Source organism: Halococcus qingdaonensis (genome assembly GCF_024508235.1).
Classification (GTDB): Archaea; Halobacteriota; Halobacteria; order Halobacteriales; family Halococcaceae; genus Halococcus; species Halococcus qingdaonensis.
Genome location: NZ_CP101943.1, coordinates 1903204 through 1919333, shown reverse-complemented (window position 1 = coordinate 1919333; position 16130 = coordinate 1903204). Strand labels below are relative to the sequence as shown.

At 66.3% G+C, this 16130-nt stretch carries 15 protein-coding genes; 7 read left to right on the top strand and 8 right to left on the bottom strand.

Going from position 1 to position 16130, the window contains the following annotated elements; all coding sequences use genetic code 11:
* Positions 1–71: 71 nt before the first annotated feature.
* Positions 72–1835 carry an acyl-CoA dehydrogenase family protein gene (locus tag NO363_RS09865; protein ID WP_256684762.1) on the top strand — a complete coding sequence of 588 codons (1764 nt, stop codon included), beginning with the start codon at positions 72–74 and terminating at the stop codon, positions 1833–1835.
* 1 nt (position 1836) lies between these two features.
* Here the strand turns inward: NO363_RS09865 and hemL are convergent, their stop codons facing one another.
* Both hemL and NO363_RS09855 read right to left on the bottom strand, forming a co-directional pair.
* A complete protein-coding gene (gene hemL, locus NO363_RS09860) occupies positions 1837–3177 on the bottom strand; it encodes a glutamate-1-semialdehyde 2,1-aminomutase (protein WP_256684760.1) in 1341 nt (446 codons plus the stop codon).
* A gap of 360 nt (positions 3178–3537) precedes the next feature.
* Positions 3538–4482 (bottom strand): transcriptional regulator, encoded by a 945-nt coding sequence (locus tag NO363_RS09855; RefSeq protein WP_256684759.1) that lies wholly within the window; start codon positions 4480–4482, stop codon positions 3538–3540.
* Between the two features lie 143 nt (positions 4483–4625).
* Between NO363_RS09855 and NO363_RS09850 the strand changes: the two genes are divergently transcribed.
* A complete protein-coding gene (locus NO363_RS09850; protein WP_256684758.1) occupies positions 4626–5888 on the top strand; it encodes a tRNA(Ile)(2)-agmatinylcytidine synthase in 1263 nt (420 codons plus the stop codon).
* A 38-nt stretch (positions 5889–5926) separates the two neighbouring features.
* Entirely contained in the window at positions 5927–6697 is a 771-nt protein-coding gene (locus tag NO363_RS09845) for a sugar phosphate isomerase/epimerase family protein (RefSeq protein WP_256684757.1), read from the top strand.
* A 1-nt stretch (position 6698) separates the two neighbouring features.
* Here the strand turns inward: NO363_RS09845 and NO363_RS09840 are convergent, their stop codons facing one another.
* Entirely contained in the window at positions 6699–7805 is a 1107-nt protein-coding gene (locus NO363_RS09840; protein ID WP_256684755.1) for a pyridoxal-phosphate dependent enzyme, read from the bottom strand.
* Between the two features lie 368 nt (positions 7806–8173).
* A complete protein-coding gene (gene citZ, locus NO363_RS09835) occupies positions 8174–9322 on the bottom strand; it encodes a citrate synthase (protein WP_256684753.1) in 1149 nt (382 codons plus the stop codon).
* An 82-nt stretch (positions 9323–9404) separates the two neighbouring features.
* On the opposite strand from citZ, the gene NO363_RS09830 reads away from it, so the two are divergent.
* Positions 9405–10646, top strand: coding sequence for a potassium channel family protein (locus tag NO363_RS09830; protein WP_256684751.1), 1242 nt, complete (start codon positions 9405–9407; stop codon positions 10644–10646).
* A gap of 20 nt (positions 10647–10666) precedes the next feature.
* Here NO363_RS09830 and NO363_RS09825 read toward each other — a convergent pair whose 3' ends face one another.
* The gene (locus NO363_RS09825; RefSeq protein WP_256684749.1) at positions 10667–11014 is read right to left on the bottom strand and encodes a DUF7994 family protein; all 348 of its coding nucleotides are present in this window, start codon (positions 11012–11014) and stop codon (positions 10667–10669) included.
* Positions 11015–11174: 160 nt separating this feature from the next.
* Complete coding sequence (locus tag NO363_RS09820; RefSeq protein WP_007739346.1) at positions 11175–11450, bottom strand: DUF7536 family protein; 276 nt, start codon at positions 11448–11450, stop codon at positions 11175–11177.
* Positions 11451–11538: 88 nt separating this feature from the next.
* On the opposite strand from NO363_RS09820, the gene NO363_RS09815 reads away from it, so the two are divergent.
* The gene (locus tag NO363_RS09815) at positions 11539–12495 is read left to right on the top strand and encodes a succinylglutamate desuccinylase/aspartoacylase family protein (protein ID WP_256684748.1); all 957 of its coding nucleotides are present in this window, start codon (positions 11539–11541) and stop codon (positions 12493–12495) included.
* A gap of 178 nt (positions 12496–12673) precedes the next feature.
* Here the strand turns inward: NO363_RS09815 and arsB are convergent, their stop codons facing one another.
* Both arsB and NO363_RS09805 read right to left on the bottom strand, forming a co-directional pair.
* Positions 12674–13828, bottom strand: a complete 1155-nt coding sequence (gene arsB, locus NO363_RS09810; protein WP_306169484.1) for an ACR3 family arsenite efflux transporter — start codon at positions 13826–13828, stop codon at positions 12674–12676.
* A complete protein-coding gene (locus NO363_RS09805) occupies positions 13821–14219 on the bottom strand; it encodes an ArsR/SmtB family transcription factor (protein ID WP_256684746.1) in 399 nt (132 codons plus the stop codon). The genes arsB and NO363_RS09805 overlap by 8 nt, the downstream gene beginning before the upstream one ends.
* A gap of 252 nt (positions 14220–14471) precedes the next feature.
* Between NO363_RS09805 and NO363_RS09800 the strand changes: the two genes are divergently transcribed.
* Together NO363_RS09800 and NO363_RS09795 are read left to right on the top strand one after the other, a co-directional pair.
* Entirely contained in the window at positions 14472–15905 is a 1434-nt protein-coding gene (locus tag NO363_RS09800) for an MATE family efflux transporter (RefSeq protein WP_256684744.1), read from the top strand.
* A 57-nt stretch (positions 15906–15962) separates the two neighbouring features.
* Entirely contained in the window at positions 15963–16121 is a 159-nt protein-coding gene (locus NO363_RS09795; RefSeq protein WP_162832749.1) for a hypothetical protein, read from the top strand.
* Positions 16122–16130: the final 9 nt, after the last annotated feature.

Below are 16130 nucleotides of genomic sequence, written 5' to 3'. Positions count from 1 at the left end.
CGGCAGGAGTCGCTCACGGGGAAAAAGCGACTCGCCCCAGCGGTTATTGTGCCGGCAGGCAATGGGTGAGTATGACACGCGAAGCGATCGACTACGGCCGGTTCGAGACGGGTCGCGACGTGAACTACTGGAAGCTCGATCGGACGCTCCAGTTCGAGGTACGGCGAACCTATCCCGACGAGGAGTTCGCGTGGGCCGAGCCCCGACTGTCGGCATTCGGGGACGTCGTCGGCTCGACGGTCGCCGACAACGCCGACCGCATCGACAGACACGAGCCCGAACTCCACACGTACGACGAGGACGGTGAGGTCCGAAACGAAGTCGAATATCACCCCAAACAGGGCGAAAACGAGCGCATCGCCTACGAGGAGTTCGGCCTGACGCACGACGCCTTCCACGCGCCGCCGGGTCGCGAGGAGCCGATGGGGTTGACGCACACGCTGACCCAGCAGACGCTGCTCTCGTACGCCGATGCGGGGTTCGTCTGTCCGGTCTCGATGACGAACGGCGTTGCGCTCGTGCTCGACGAGTTCGACGATGGCTCGCTCGACGATTATTTCTCACGACTCACCAGTCGGGACGCCGACGAGCACATCGAGGGAGCGATGTTCCTCACCGAAAAGCAGGGCGGCAGCGACGTCGGGACGAACGAGACCGTCGCCGAGCGGGCGGACGACGGCAGCTACCGACTGACCGGCGAGAAGTGGTTCTGCTCCAACATCGACGCCGAGGGCGCGCTCGCGCTGGCCCGGCGACCCGACGCGCCCGACGGCACCGCGGGGCTCTCGCTGTTTTTGGTGCCGCGCACGAAATCGAACGGCGAGGTCAACGACGCGCTCTTCCGCCGGCTGAAGGACAAGTTGGGGACGCTCTCGGTGCCGACGGGTGAGATCGAGTTCCGCGGTACGGAGGCCTCCCTCGTCGGCGAGCCCGAGAACGGCTTCCGGCAGATGACCGCGATGCTCAACTTCGAGCGGCTCTCGAACGCCGGCGCGGCCGTGGGGATCATGGGTCGCGCCCTCCTGGAATCGAAGATCCAAGCGGCGACCCGCGAGGCGTTCGGCGAACCGATCCAGGAGAAGCCGCTCATGCGCCGCGATCTGGTGGATATGAGCGTCGACTACGAGGCCGCCGCGGCCTTTACGTTCGAGTGTGCTGGCCTGCTTGACAGCCACCGGCGGGAAGAGGATCGAGAAGCGTTCACGCTCATGCGCGCGCTCGTTCCGATCGCGAAGCAGGTGACCGCGCGGATGGCCGTCGAGACCGCTTCCTACGCCTGTGAGGTCCTCGGCGGCAACGGTTACGTCAGGGAGCACGTCACACCACGGCTGCTCCGCGACGCGCAGGTCCTTCCGATCTGGGAGGGCACATCGAACGTGCTCAGCCTGGACTTGCTCCGCGCGCTCGATCGCGAGGACGCCCACGAGGCGCTGCTGCCGGCGATTCGGGAACACATCGACGCGGTCGAGCATCCCGCGCTGGCCGAGTGCGTCGAGACGGTGGACGACGAGTTCACGCGTCTCCAGGAGGCGCTCGTCCACCTCGCGGGGGCGGACGTGGAGGAGGCACAGCTGCAGGCGAAGGAGCTGGCCGAGTACGTCTTCGATGTCTATACCGCGGCGCTGTTGCTCGCGGAGGCCCAAGCGGAACTCGACCGCGGCGACGCCCGGAAAGCGCTGGTCGCTGAGCGGTTCGTCGAGACGCGACTCCGAGAGTCCGACGCGCGTGGCATCGCGGACGGGGACCGGTTCGCCATCGAGCATTTCGACGAGATCGTCCGCTACGCTCCCGTCGCGCCCGAATCACTCGCCGAATCGGCCCCGGCCGACGACTGAGCTATTCGAAGAACTCCTTGTAAGCTTCGAGGGTTTGCTCGACGTCCTCGTCGGTGTGGGCGTCGCTGACGAACTGTGATTCGAGCTGGTTGGCGGTGAGGAAGATCCCTTCCTCTTTCATCGCGGGACGGAACAGCCTGTCCCAGCGATCGGTCTCGGCGCTCTCGACGTCGGCCCCGGTTTTCGGACAGTGGTCGAAGCACTCGCTGTCGGGTGACTGGCGATAGCCCGGGACGCAGGCCTCGTCGACGTCGGTCGCACCGGCGCGCGTGAACACGAGCTTGAACATGCTGTCGGTGCCCAGTATCGTGTAGCCCGGTGCGCGGTCGGCGACGATGTCGGCGATGCCCGTTCTGAGCTGCTCGCCCAGACGGTTCACGTGATCGTAAACGTCGTTTTCGGCGGCGTAGCGCAGTGTTTCGAGGCCGGCAGCCATCGCAACCGGATGGCCGGAGAAGGTGCCCGACTGGAAGACGTCGCCGGCGGGCGTGAACGATTCGACGATCTCCGCTGGGCCGCCGACCGCACCGGCCGGGAAGCCGCCGCCGATGATCTTGGCGAAGGTCGTGAGATCGGGCGTCACACCGAGTTTCCCCTGTGCACACTGGAGTCCGCCGACTCGAAAGCCGGTCATCACCTCGTCGAAGATCAGGAGTGCGCCGGAGTCGTCGCAGAGTTCGCGCAGGAGCTCGTGATAGCCCTCGACAGGGGGTACGCCCGCCGTGTTACCGAGCAGCGGTTCGGTCAGCACCGCCGCGATCTCCTCGCCGTGGGTTTCGAACACGTCTTCGATAGCCTCGCTGTCGTTGAACGGCACCGGGATGGTGTGTTCGGCGAACGTCTGTGGCACGCCGGGCGAGGAGGAGCGCGCGTTCTCGGCGTCGCCCGCGACGAGTGTCGACTCCTGTGCGCCGTGGTAGCCGCCCTGCATGACGACGATCTTCTCGCGGCCGGTGTAGCCGCGCGCGAGGCGGACGGCCGAGACGGTCGCTTCGGTACCGGAGTTGACGAACCGTAGCATCTCGACCGAGGGGACGTGACGGGCGACGAACTCGGCGAGTTCGACCTCGATCTCTGTCGGCGCGCCGTACATCGGCCCCTCGCTCATCGACGATTGGATCGCCGCTTGAACCGACTCGGGCAGATCGTGGCCCAGTAGCAGCGGCCCGTAGCCCATCACGTAGTCGATGTAGCGATTCCCGTCGGCGTCGACGACGTGGCCGCCGTCGCCGCGCTCGATGAAGGCCGGGTAGGGCTGGGTCGCTCGCACCGACGAGTTTACGCCACCGGGGAGCACCGAGAGCGCGCGGTCGTAGAGATCGCGCGAGGCTTCGTGGTTCATGCTTTGTCTTCGACCGGTGGGCTGAAAGTCGTTACTGAGCGGCCGCGGTGGCGGCGCGAGCGGTCGGCGGCCGCCGGACGGTTGCGGTGCGGCAGCCGGCGGCTGTGGTTCGGTGCTCTCCTGGTGGATGAAGGGCGAGGCGTGTGGCACGAGCGAAGCGAGTGCCGCGACCGAAGGGAGCGCGCCGAGGGCTTCGGCGGTGCTGTGCGTTTGCGGAAAGCGTCAGCATCCGCGCGAGTGGAACGAGCGCGGTTCGCCGTGAACGAGCGCCGCAGGCGCGAGTGAGCGGAAGTTTTTGATGAACATTTTTGCAAGCGGGGGTCGCCGAAGGCGACCCTCCGCAGTAAAAAGGTTCGGGCTTCAGGCGGAGCTCTCGGCGCGTTCGCGGATCAGCTCGCGCAGCGCGTCGGGATCGTCGATGGCGTCGATCTCCTCGCGTTCGATGAGTGCGGTTTCCTCGACGGCGTCGCGGCTGGCGTCGTCGACGACGTAGACCGAGCGCGTGCGGGTGACGGTGCCGAGCGAGGACATGATGCGGGCGCGCTTCTCGGCGGTCTGTGTGAACGCCGAGTGCCCGGTGAGGACGTTCTCCTCGTCGCCATCGTCCTCGCTGACGGTTTTGAACGGTGCGCGCGTCGTCGGATGGACGTCGAAGCCGACCCGTGTGAGCACGGCGACGAGCGCGTCGTCGGTCTCGTCGTCGGTCGCGTCCTCGTCGTCGGGGTCTTCGGCACCGTCGAGCACGTCGACGGGATCGACGAGTGGTGCGTCGAGCAGGTCCTCCATCTTGGCGGCGACCTCGACGGAGGCGTTCATGCCGTCCTCGTATTTCGAGACGGTGCGTCGTGAGACGCCGAGCTCCGATGCGAGGCGGCCGAGACTCCATTCGCGTTCTTCGCGTTCGTCGGCGAGCACCTTGCCGTCGATGTTGACGTAGAGCCCGCCGGGGGCAGCGTAGATCATCGGCGGGACGTCCTCAATGAACAGGTCGAGGGCGGTGTCGGGGCTCAGGACCGGCACGCCGTGTCGGAGATACATCACGCCGGGTTTCAGCTCCTCGTCGCGGGTTCGCAGGCCGATGACCATCGGCGTGGCGTCGAGATGCGTGCCGAGTCGCCGCATCTCGATGCCGGTGCGGGCATCGAAGGCGTCGATGTTGCCGAGGATCTTGAGCAGCAGTACCGTGTCGTCGCGACGTGCAGCCACGTCGAAGCTCTTCGGGCGGACCGCACAGCGCTCGCTGACGAGAAAGCCCGCGTCTTCGAGCATGGCCGTCACGTTGCCGACGAGCGCGGACCGGGACATACCCACACGTAAGTAGCGCATCGTATATAGTGGTTGTGCCGGCGGAAGACCGTCTCGTCGGGCGGTTCGTTGTTCCACGGCAAAAGAGTTATATATGAAATGTGAGCCGGAACGCGGTTGAGCGACGGCTTCCCAGAACCGGTGTGACGCTCATCGGGCTCGACGACAGCGATTCGCGCGAGCGAGGGATGTGTACGACGTATCTCGCCGTGCGGGTCGCCGCGGCGGTGCGTGCGGCCGGTGGAACGGTCGAGCGACTGGTGCTCGCCAGACTGAACCCCGCCGTCGAGCACAAGACGCGGGGCAACGCTGCGCTCTGTGTGCACACCGATCTCGCCACCGACGAAGCCCTCTCGATCACTCGCGAGGCGGTCGATGCGTTCGCCGAGACCGACGATCCGCGGACGAACCCCGGGATCGTAGTCGCTCCGGGCGAGACGGCCCCGGAGCCCGTCGTGGCGTTCTCACGCCGGGCGGTTCGCGAGCATCTCGTGCGTGCCGAGGCCGAGGCGCGGATCGACGCCGCTGGCTATCGCCACGCGGGGCGGGGCAACGCGCGTGGTCTCATCGGCGCGCTCGCAGCGGTCGGTGCGTGGTGGGCCTTCGACGATCCGACCTATGAACACATCAGCTATCGAGAGGCCGAGAGACGTGGAACGCCACGTGAGGTCGACCATGACTCGCTGTTCGCGGCCGCCGACTGGGGCTATCCGGACGCGTGGGATACGGTCGATCACGGCGAGAATGCGATGGTCTGTGTGCCGCACGCGCCCGGCCCGATCCTCCACGGAGTTCGCGGCGACGATCCCGATGTCGTGCGTGCCGTCGCGGAGCGCATCGAGAGTGAACCCGTAGAACGAGCGGCTCTGTTCGTCACTAACCAGGGTACCGACGCGCACCTGCGTGACGGGACGATCGCCACCAGCGAGGACGGGCGATCGTATCGCCTCGACGGTCGGGTGGCGACGCCGCCCGAAACGCGCCAGGGTGGCCACGTTTTCTTCGAACTCGACGACGAGGGTGCGACGATGGCCTGTGCGGCCTTCGAGCCGACGAAGCGTTTTCGTGATCGGGTGCGCGCGCTCCAGATCGGTGACGAACTCACCGTCTGTGGCGAAGTCTCGGATGGAACACTCAAACTCGAGAAGTTCGCCGTCCGCGATCTCGTGACGACCGAACGCGTCGTTCCCGCCTGTCCCGACTGTGGGCGCTCGATGGAGAGCGCGGGCCGCGGACAGGGCTATCGCTGCCGGCGGTGTGGGACGAGCGCGCCGGGGAAAGTCGAGCAGTCGATCGAGCGCGATCTTGAACGGGGATGGTACGAGGTGCCACCCTGTGCGCGCCGCCATATCGCCAAACCGCTGGTGCGTGGCGGGTTCGACGCACCGGTCCATCCCGAGCGCTGACGCCGCGGATTCAAGCGTTCGCGTCCCCGAGCGCGTGCATGGGGATTCGACGCGGATTCGTCACGCAGATCGGGATGGAGTACGAGGACGCGTTCGCGCGTGCCGACGCGTTCGGCCTGGATTTCGTCGAGCTGATGATGGACGGGCGACATGTGCGAAACCGGCTCGATACCGAGGCGGTCCGGGAGAGCGCCGTCGAGAACGGGATCGATCTCGCGGTGCATCTCCCGTTCGCGCTCGATATCGCCTCGCCGTTCGAACACGTTCGCGAGGGCGCGCTGCGCGAACTCCTGGCGGCGATCGAGACGGCGGTCGATTGCGGCGCTGAGAAGGGTGTCGTCCACGCGAGCACGTCGGCCTGGTCGCCCGCGTGGGAACACGACGAGCTCCGCGAACACCTGCTCGATTCGGTACGCGAACTCGAGAGCTTCGCGAGCGAACACGGGTTCGAGGTCTGCGTCGAGAACATCCCCGGCGAGTTCTTCCCCACCGAACGGTTCCCGCGCCTGTTCGACGCGACCGGCGCAAGCATGACTCTCGACACCGGTCACGCGCGGATGAACGGGATGGACTCGACGGACATGGCCGACTTTCTCGACAGCCATCGTGATCGTGTCACCCATCTCCATCTGAACGATACCCGCCGAGCCAGCGACGAACACCTTCCGTTCGGTGCCGGCACGCTCGATTTCGAGACGATCCTCGACCCCCTTCGAGACGACTGGACCGGCACGCTCTCGATCGAGGCGTTCACGCTCGACTGGGGCTACATAGAGACCAGTGTCGAACGGCTCGACACGCTCCTCTGAATCAGTTCTTCGCCCGCCCGGTCAGCGGCACCACCACATCCGCGTCATCGGCGAGCACCCCGCGCTCACGATACTCCCGGAGCGCGGCGGGCGCGACGGCGCTCGTCGGCTCGACGGGGAAGCCCCCTTCGTGGAGGCGTTCGTGTTCGCGGTCGGTCGCCACGGCGTCGATCGCGATCGCGTCGCCGTCCGTTGCCGCGATGGCTGCCTCGATCTCGTCGGCGCGGACCGGTTCGCGGATGTGGATGCCGTCGGCGCGGTCGTTGTCGTCATCTGAACCCTCGACGAACGGAGCGTAGCCGGCGGCCTGAGCGGCGAGCAGCCGTGGCGGGTCGTCGATCCAGCCGGCGTCGGCGAGCGCGCGAAAGCCGCGGCAGAGGCCGAGGAACAGCGTGCCGTGGCCGAGCGGGCAGACGACGGCCTCGGGGGCGTGCCAGTCGCGCTGGGCGGCGATCTCGAAGGCGATGGTGCTGGTGCCGGCATAAAACGACGGTCGCCACGCGTGGCTCGCGTACCAGCCCGCGCCCGTCTCGACCGCGTCGATGGCCGCCTCCGTCACGTTTTCTCTCGATCCCTCGACGCGGACGACGTCGGCTCCCGTGCGCTCGATCGCGCGGAGTTTCGCGGCGGTCGCGTCTGCCGGGACGTAGATCTCGCTTTCGAGGCCAGCTCGGGCCGCGTAGGTCGCGATCGCGGTCCCGGCGTTGCCCGACGAGTCCTCGACGACCCGTTCGGCCCCGCAGGCGAGCGCTCGCGAGACCGTCAGCGCCGCGCCGCGATCCTTGAAACTGCCCGTGGGCGAGACGGATTCGAGCTTGAACGCGCAGTTCCAGTCGGGCGCGTCGCCGGTGTCCGTTCGGCTCTTCGATGGACTCCGTCCCTCGCTGTCGACGAGCGGTGTCCAGCCCGCGCCGAGCGTGACGCGGCGCTCGATCGGGAAGAACTCGTCGAACGTCCAGAGGCCCTCGCGGGTGTCGAGGGTGGTCGGTGCGGGCGAAGATTCTTCGGGTAGCGGTCGATCGACGAAATCGAGGGGATGCCCGCACGTACACCGCCAGCGGTCGGCGTAGCGATTGCCACAGGAAACACACTGGAGTTCGGGTGGCATACCGCTCGAACGCGCGTCGCGAACCAGTACCTGACGGTCCAGTGCGGTGGTTTCGCGCCGCCTGCGGCGCGGCCGCGGTGCGGTTGCGGTGGCGGTGCCTGGCGTCTGCGGTCGCTTTGCGACCGCAGGCTCAGGAGAGCTTGCTCTCCTGGTGGATGAAGGGCGAACGAGCGACCGGTGGGAGCGAGTGAGGGCTTCTGCGGTGCTGTGCGGTTTGCGGAAAGCGTCGCATCCGTGCGAGTGGAACGAGCGCGGTTCACTGCGAGCGACCGCAGGGAGCGAGCAGGAGTTTTTAGTCCAGGTTTTTGGACGGGGGTTGAGCGCGCCTACGGCGCGCGATGCCCCCGTCGAAAAAAGTGGGGGGTTGTTTACCGTTCGTCGATCGGGACGAACTCGCGGTTCTCGGGACCGACGTAGCGTGCGCGGGGGCGGATGAGGCGGTTGTCCTCCTGGTATTCGAGAACGTGGCCGACCCAGCCGCCGACACGGCTCATCGCGAAGATCGGGGTGTACATGTCGAGATCGATGCCGAGCTGGTAGTAGACGGTGCCGGAGTAGAAGTCGACGTTGGGTGCGAGCCCTTTCTCGGGGAAGTTCTCTTCCTCGGTGAGATACTCCTCGATCGTGGCGGCGTAGTCGTACCACTTCTTCTCGCCGGAGCTCTCGCCGAGATCCTTCGATTTCTCGGTGAGGATCTCGGCACGCGGGTCCTTGACGTTGTAGACGCGGTGGCCCCAGCCGGGGATCCGGCGGTCGTTGTCGATGGCGTCGCGGATCCAGTCGGTGGGGTCCTTCTCGCTCTCGTCGAGTTCGAGCAGGGTTTCCATCACGTCCTGGTTCGCGCCGCCGTGGAGCGAGCCCGCGAGCGCGCTGACGCCGCCGGTCACGGCGCTGTATGTGTCGGCGAGCGTACTGGCGATGACCATCCCGGTGAACGTCGAGGCGTTGAGCCCGTGGTCGGCGTGGAGGATGAGCGCCATGTCGAAGGTCTCGGCGGCCACGTCGTCGGGCTCCTCGCCGTCGAGCATGTAGAGGAAGTTCGCGGCGTAGCCGAGGTCTTCGCGGGGCTCGACGGGTTTCTGGCCGTTGCGCAGGCGGTCGTAGGCCGCGAGAACGGTGGGCACTTTCGCGGCGATACGGCGACCCTTTCGGAGGGAGGCGTCGAGGTCGTCGGGATCGCTCTCTTCGGGGTCGCTCGCCGAGAGCATCGAGACCGCGGTTCGGAGCGCGGCCATCGGGCGTTCGTCGGCGGTAGCGAGACCGTCGAGCGTCGTGATGACCGACTCGTCGATCGTGCGTTCGGCGGCGAGTTCGTCGGCGAACTCGTCGAGCGCGTCGCGGCCGGGGAGTTCGCCGCGCCAGAGCAAGGAGAGGACCTCCTCGTAGCTCGCCTCGCGCGCCAGGTCCTTGATGTCGTAGCCGCGATAGGCGAGCAGCCCGGCATCACCGTCGATATAGCTGAGCGATGATTCGGCAACGAGCACATCGTCGAGGCCCTTCTGGAGGTCGTCGGCCATGTCTCTGCTTCCCTACCTTCCGGGAAAAGCATTACCGTTGCGCCACGGCAACCTTTTGACCGGCCCGGTCGAATTCCGGCGTATGTCACGGGAGGTCGGCTACGAGCCACGGAGCGTCAAGCGGCTCCTCGCGGAGATGAAGGACATCGCCGAGCTCATGATCGACCTCTCGTACTCGGCGGTGCTGCTCGATAGCCGGGAGGTCGCCGCCGAGGTGCTCGAACTCGAATCCGAGATGGACGTCCTCCAGCTCAAGACACGGATGAGTTTGCTGATGGCCGCCCGCAGCCCTGACGATGCCGAGGCGCTCGCGCCAGTCATGGGGATCGTCGGCGCGACAGAGAAGGTGAGCGATGCGACCGGCGACATCGCCAAGGTCGTCCTGGAGGAGATCGGTTTGCCCGAGGCGATCCGTGGGGCGCTGCCCGACGCCGTCGAGACGATCGTGCGTGCACAGGTCGATACCGACGCGCGCTTCGCCGGGCAGACCCTCGGTGACCTCAATCTCGAAAGCGAGACGGGCGTACGGGCGATCGCGCTGCGACAGGCCGGCGAGTGGGTGCTCAACCCCGACCGCGAGACCACCCTGGAGGTCGACGATGTCGTGCTCTTTCGCGGACCGGAGGAAGCACTGGAAGGCGTCTATCAGAGCACCACTGCGACGGCCTACACGCCGCCGGAGCCGCCCGAACCGGGCATCTCGGATCTCGAACGCGCGACCGATTCAGTGGTGTTGATGAAGAACATGAGCGAGCTCGCCGTCGATCTGGCCTACGGCGCGGTACTGTTCGACAGTACGAATCTCGCCGACGAGGTGGTCGACTTGGAGGCCGAGGTCGACGCGCTCCAGTCGCGCTTCGAGGCCTGGACGCTCCGGGCGGCGAGCCGGGTCGACGATCCCGTCTCGCTGCGCGGACTCGTCCATCTCGCACGCAGCACTGAGGTCATCTCCGACGCTGCCGTCGAGATCAGTGAAGGCGTCCTCAGAGGGCTCGGCTCGCATCCGGTCATCGCCGAGGCCGTCGGCGAGTCCGACGAGGTGATCGTCCGGTTGACCGTCGGCCGCGACAGCGATCTCGACGGCGCGACCCTCGGCGGGCGGATGGTCAAGACCGAGACGGGGATGCGCGTCATCGCGGTCCGGCGGGCGGGTCGAGAGGACGTCACCGACGAGTCGGTCACGACGGAGACGGTGACGAACGCGCACGACGAGTGGGAGATCTCGCCCGGTCCCGAGACCGAACTCCGGGCGGGCAACGTGTTGCTCGCGAAGGGGCCGCGGACGGCCGCCGAGCGACTCGGCGCGCTCGCCGGAGAGCAGTGAACGGGGATACAGATCGGCGCTCAATCAGCGCTGTCGTACGGTCCGAACACAGCCGGACGGTACACCGTCCCGACACCAATCAGTAGCATAAACAGTCCGGAGGCCAAGGCGACGACGTCGTACGGTTCGACGGCCTGTTCGAGGACGGAAACGGCCGGCGACCAGAGAAGCGCGACGCCGAGTAGCAGCTGTGCAGCGGCGACGAACTGTCGCTCCCGCATTCGTCGTGCTCCGACGCTGAACTGGATTTCCAGTCCGGAGAGAAAAAAGAGGAGTGCAACCAGAACGAACAGGAGAAGCTCGAACTGTTCGAGTGTCGTCGGCGGGTCGAACAGAACGTACAGCGCTCCGGTGGCGACGAGGAGCAACAGCCCGACGCCGAAGTTCCAGTACCGCCACCAGGGAGGCATCGACCGGTGTTGATCCATCGACTGCACTCCGTCGAGACGGCCAATAACTATTGGGCTGGTGATATCCGACAGATCGATTTGGCGATTCCGTGATCGTGTGGGCTGTGTTCGGCTACAGTTACGATTCGCGGGCGAGGCGGTAGGCCGAGACGAGCGTCAGCCCGACGGTGACGAGTGCGGCGACCGCGAGCACGAGCGTCAGCGCCAGCGAGAGGAAGAGCAGCGGCGAGCCGCGCGTGTCGACCGACGGGCCGGCGATCTCGAAGACGCGGTAGGCGTAGGCGAGCACCGCGACGACCACGCCGCTGGCGAGCCCGATCTTCGCGTTCCGGGCCACCGACAGCGCCGCGATGAACTGTGCGGTCGGTGGCCGTTCGGGGGCGTTGCTCGACACGCCTCAACTATCGCCGGCATCGACAAATCCGCGTCGGTTCGGTTCGCATATCGAACGCCTCAAGGCTATCGGCGAGTCCCATCAACCAATGACGAGCCTCGGAACTGCGAGCGCCGCTCCCGGCGAGGTCGACACCGGGCGACTGCCGATCGGCGAGACGCGTGACGGCGCTCGGGCGGGGCTGCCCGTCTGTGTTATCAACGGCGATGAGGCGGGCAAGACGCTCTACATCCAGGCCGCGAGCGACGGCGACGAACTCAACGGCGTCGGCGTCGTCCGCGAGCTCGTCCCCCAGCTCGATCCCACGGAGCTGTCGGGTACGATCCTCGTCGTCGGCATCGTCAACGTCTACGGCTTCCGCGTGGCCGAGCACCGCAACCCGATCGACGACACGAAGATGAACCGGGCCTACCCCGGCGACGAGCACGGCACCTCCTCCGAGCGTATCGCCGCGGCCACCTTCGAGGCCGTCCAGCGCGCCGATCTCGCGCTCGATCTCCATCAGGGCTCGACCAGTCGGATGATCCACGAGACGCGCGTCCGCTGTGGCCCGCGTCACCATCTCCACGACGAGTGTCTCTCGCTCGCGAAGACGTTCGACTGCGGGCACGTCCTCGACCAGAAGGGACCCGACGGCCAGCTCGCCCGTGCCGCTCCCGACGAAGGGATCCCCACCATCGATCCCGAACTCGGTGGCGCAGTCGGGCTCGATCCCGAGAGCATCGATACGGGCGTCGAGGGCGTCATGAACGTCCTCACCGCCTACGGCTTCCTCGACGGCGAGATCACGAACGGCGAGCAGACCCGCGCGACCGGCTTCGAACAGTACGGCGCGCCCGCCGGCGGACTCGTCGATTTCGAGCTCGATCTCGGCGACTCGGTGGAGCAGGGCGATCGTCTCTTCCGCGTGACCGACGCTTTCGGGCGCGTGAAAGCCGAGACGACCGCCGACGTCGACGGCGTGTTCTGGCGCACCCGCCGGCTCCCGCAGGTCGCCACCGGCGAGTACGTCTGTTCGGTTGGCACGGACGTCGACACCGTCTGATCACGTTTACGGCTCCACTGACAACTCTCAGAACCACTCGGCTTCGGTGCAGCGGTTGTTCCGTTCACATTCCGAATTACCAGTTTTCGTCAATTGCACGATCACTCGACGTTTCGGACGCGAACGAACGCGGACGTGTCGGCTCCATCGACCATCGATGCGACGATGAAGAAACGAATCAGTCGTCGGCAGTCGATTCCGCAGCAGTAGGGCCATCGGTTCCGGTGGCGCGCCAGTCGAGCGTTCGCTGGAAGTAGAGTGCGACGTTGACCAGTGCAAGCAGGACTGGCACCTCGATGAGCGGGCCGACGACGGTGGTGAAGGCGACGCCGGAGCCGACGCCGAACACGGCGACTGCGACCGCGATGGCCAGCTCGAAGTTGTTCGAGGCCGCGGTGAAGCCGATCGCGGTCGTCGTCGAGTAGTCCGCACCGATCCCCTTTCCCATGCCGAAGCTCACGAAGAACATCACCACGAAGTAGATCGTCAGCGGCACGGCGATCAGCAGGACGTCGCCCGGCTGGGCGACGATACTCTGGCCCTGCGTGGCGAACATCACGATGACGGTAAAGAGCAGCGCGACCAGCGTCAGCGGGTCGATCTTCGGGACGAACTCCTCGTCGTACCACTCCTCGCTCTTGACGCGCGTGCCGGCGTAGCGCGTGAGGAAGCCGCCAACGAAGGGGATGCCGAGGAAGACCACGATCGCCTGGAACACCTGCATCGGGCTAATATCGAAGGTCGTGATGCCAGCGACGAGCGAGTCCATCCCCAGCAGTGGCGGAAGGAACAGTCCGAAGAACCAGACGTAGACGCCGTAAGTGACGATCTGGAAGAGGCTGTTGAACGCCACCAGCCCGGTGACGTATTCGGGCGAACCCTCGGCGAGTTCGTTCCAGACGAGCACCATCGCGATACAGCGCGCCATCCCGATGAAGACGAGCCCGAGGAAGAACTCGGGACGGGCCGGCAGGCCGGGGACGAGCCCGCTGAAGAAGACGACTGCGAGCCCGAACATCAGCGTCGGCCCGATGAGCCAGTTCTGGATCAGACTCAGCCCGAGTACGCGCCAGTTGCCGAACACTGTCCGGAGCTGCGAGTAGTCGGCCTTCGCCAGCGGTGGGTACATCATCAGTACGAGACCGATCTTCACGAGGTGGAGATCCTGAATCGGTTCGGTTACCGATGGGGCGAGATAGCCCAACCCCACGCCAATGGCCATCGCGCCGAAGATCCAGACGGTGAGATACTTGTCGAGGAAATCCATCGAGCGCGGGTCGCCGCAGCTCTCGCACTCGCAGTCCGGGCCATGCTCGTGGTCGACGTTACGCATCGCTCACGCTCCCGTCGAGGACCGTCACGAGGGTAATGGCGCGATTCGTCGCACGATACTTCTTCCACCGTCCGTCCTTGCGCCCGGTCGCGAGCCCCGCGTCGACGAGCGCCGAGAGCGCGTGACTCAGCCCGCTCTCGCTCACGTCGACGACGGCGTTGAGCTCGCAGACGCAGAGTTCCTCGCCGGCGGCCACGAGCACACGAGCGAGCGTGTAGCGCGTCTCGCTGGCGAGTGCGGAGAGGACATCGAGTTCGGCGTCGACCTGTGCCGGGCCGAGCGCCGCTTCGAGCGTGCCGAGTTCGTCGAGTCGTTGCTCGACGTCCTCGTCTCGGCACTCGCCGAGTTCGTTTTCGAGATATCGCTGGAGTCGTTCGGTCGCTTCTGCCATGCATCGTCGGTTGAAGAGATAATCAATTAATTGTTCCGGTACTGCTGTGGTTCATCGTTTAACGGTACCATGTCCGGTCAGTGCTACTGATCGAATACGATGGACTGAGACACAATTGAATGAAGTACGAACTAAACTATGTAATCAGAATATCAGGTGGTCGGTCCCGGGCCGGGCGTGCGAAACGGCCGAAGCCAGTCGCACCTGCCGAGGACGGAACCCATTTCATCCCGCCACACCGATCTCGAAAGAGTGCAGCAACTCCCGAATCCGGTCCGGCTCGTGGTCTACTGGGTCGGTCTCGTGCTGGTTCGCGCCGGCCTGATCGAACGCGAGCGTGCCCGCCGAGCGACGACGCTCGCGTGGCCACGCATCGTCACCGGACTGGCCAGGATGTCCAAGAGCGCCGCCGACGTGGCGATGGTCGGGGCGGCGATCGGGACGGGCGCGATCGCCGGCGTCGGCTTCGCCGCACCCTACTGGGGGATGGCGTTCGCGCTCGGCGGCGGGCTTGCCAGCGGCACCATCGCGCTCGTCTCACAGGCCTACGGCGCGAACAGGCCGGCGGGTCAGGCGGTCCGATCGAGCGTCGTCTGCGTGATCGTGCTGACGCTGCCGGTCGCAATCCTCTTTCACACCTATCCGAGCGCGCTCATCGGCGTTCTCAGCGACGACCCGGACGTGGTGGCGCTCGGTGCCGACTACCTCGAAGTCGTCGCGTTCGGCGTTCCCTTCGCCGGAGTGAACCTCATCGGGAGCCGCACGCTCGTCGGGACCGACGACGCGTGGACGCCGATGGTCATCCGTGCCGGTGGAGCCGTGCTGAACATCGCAGCCAACGCGATCCTGATCTTCGGGTTCGGCTACGGTGTCGTCGGCGCGGCGATCGGCACCGTGCTCGCCAACATTGTCGTCACGACGACGTTCGCCACCGGCTTCACGACCGGTTCGGTCCCGCTGATCGGGTCGTTCCCCGTCACCGTCGCCCCGTTCGGCACGTATTTCGACGGGGCAACCATCCGCCGGCTGCTGCGCATCGGCATGCCGATGATCGGGAAGAACCTCGCGTGGCGGCTCGGCGAGTTCCCGATGCTCGCGATCGTCGATCTGTTCGGGACGGCGGTCGTCGCGGCGTTCGTCGTCGCCCAGCGCGTGCGCGACCTGCTCAACACGCCCGGCTGGGGGTTCGGCCTCGCCTCCTCCAGCCTCGTCGGCCAGGAGCTCGGTACGGGCGACGAGACGACCGCGGAGGCCTACGGCCGGGAGGTCATCCGGTTCGGCGTCGCCGTCTACCTCGTTTCGGCGATACTCGTCGCCGTCTTCGCCGACCCGATCGCGCGCGTGTTCGTCGACGATCCGACGACAGGGACGCTGTCGGTCGCCGTGACGCTCATCTACGCCACCTGCGTCGGCATCGTCTTCAAAGGACTCTCGCGGACGGCGACCGGTCCGCTACGTGCGAGCGGCGATACGCGCTGGCCGTTTTACGGGCAGGTGCTCGGCTACGTGGTCGCACTGCCGCTGGCCTACGCGGGCGCGACGACACAGCTTGGACTCGCCGGGCTGGCGCTCGCAATCGTGACGCTGATGGCCGTCCCTGCCGCGGTCAACTACTACCGGTTCTGGACCGGCAAGTGGAAGGCGATCAGTCGGGGCTACCGGCCCGCGACCCACGCCGACGACTGATTGTGGGGAATTAGGCCGACCAAAACGCTTATAGAATTAGGCCTGCCTAACACCGGTATGGCGGTTCCCTCCGAACTGACGAGCGCCGACGACACTACGACCGCTGAGAGCGATGTCTCGATCCATTCGACCTCTCTCGAACGAAGCGTCTTCATCGAGGCGGACAACGCCGACGGCTGGATCTCGACCGATACGACCGTTCCGCTCGAACGCTAAAAAATCGGG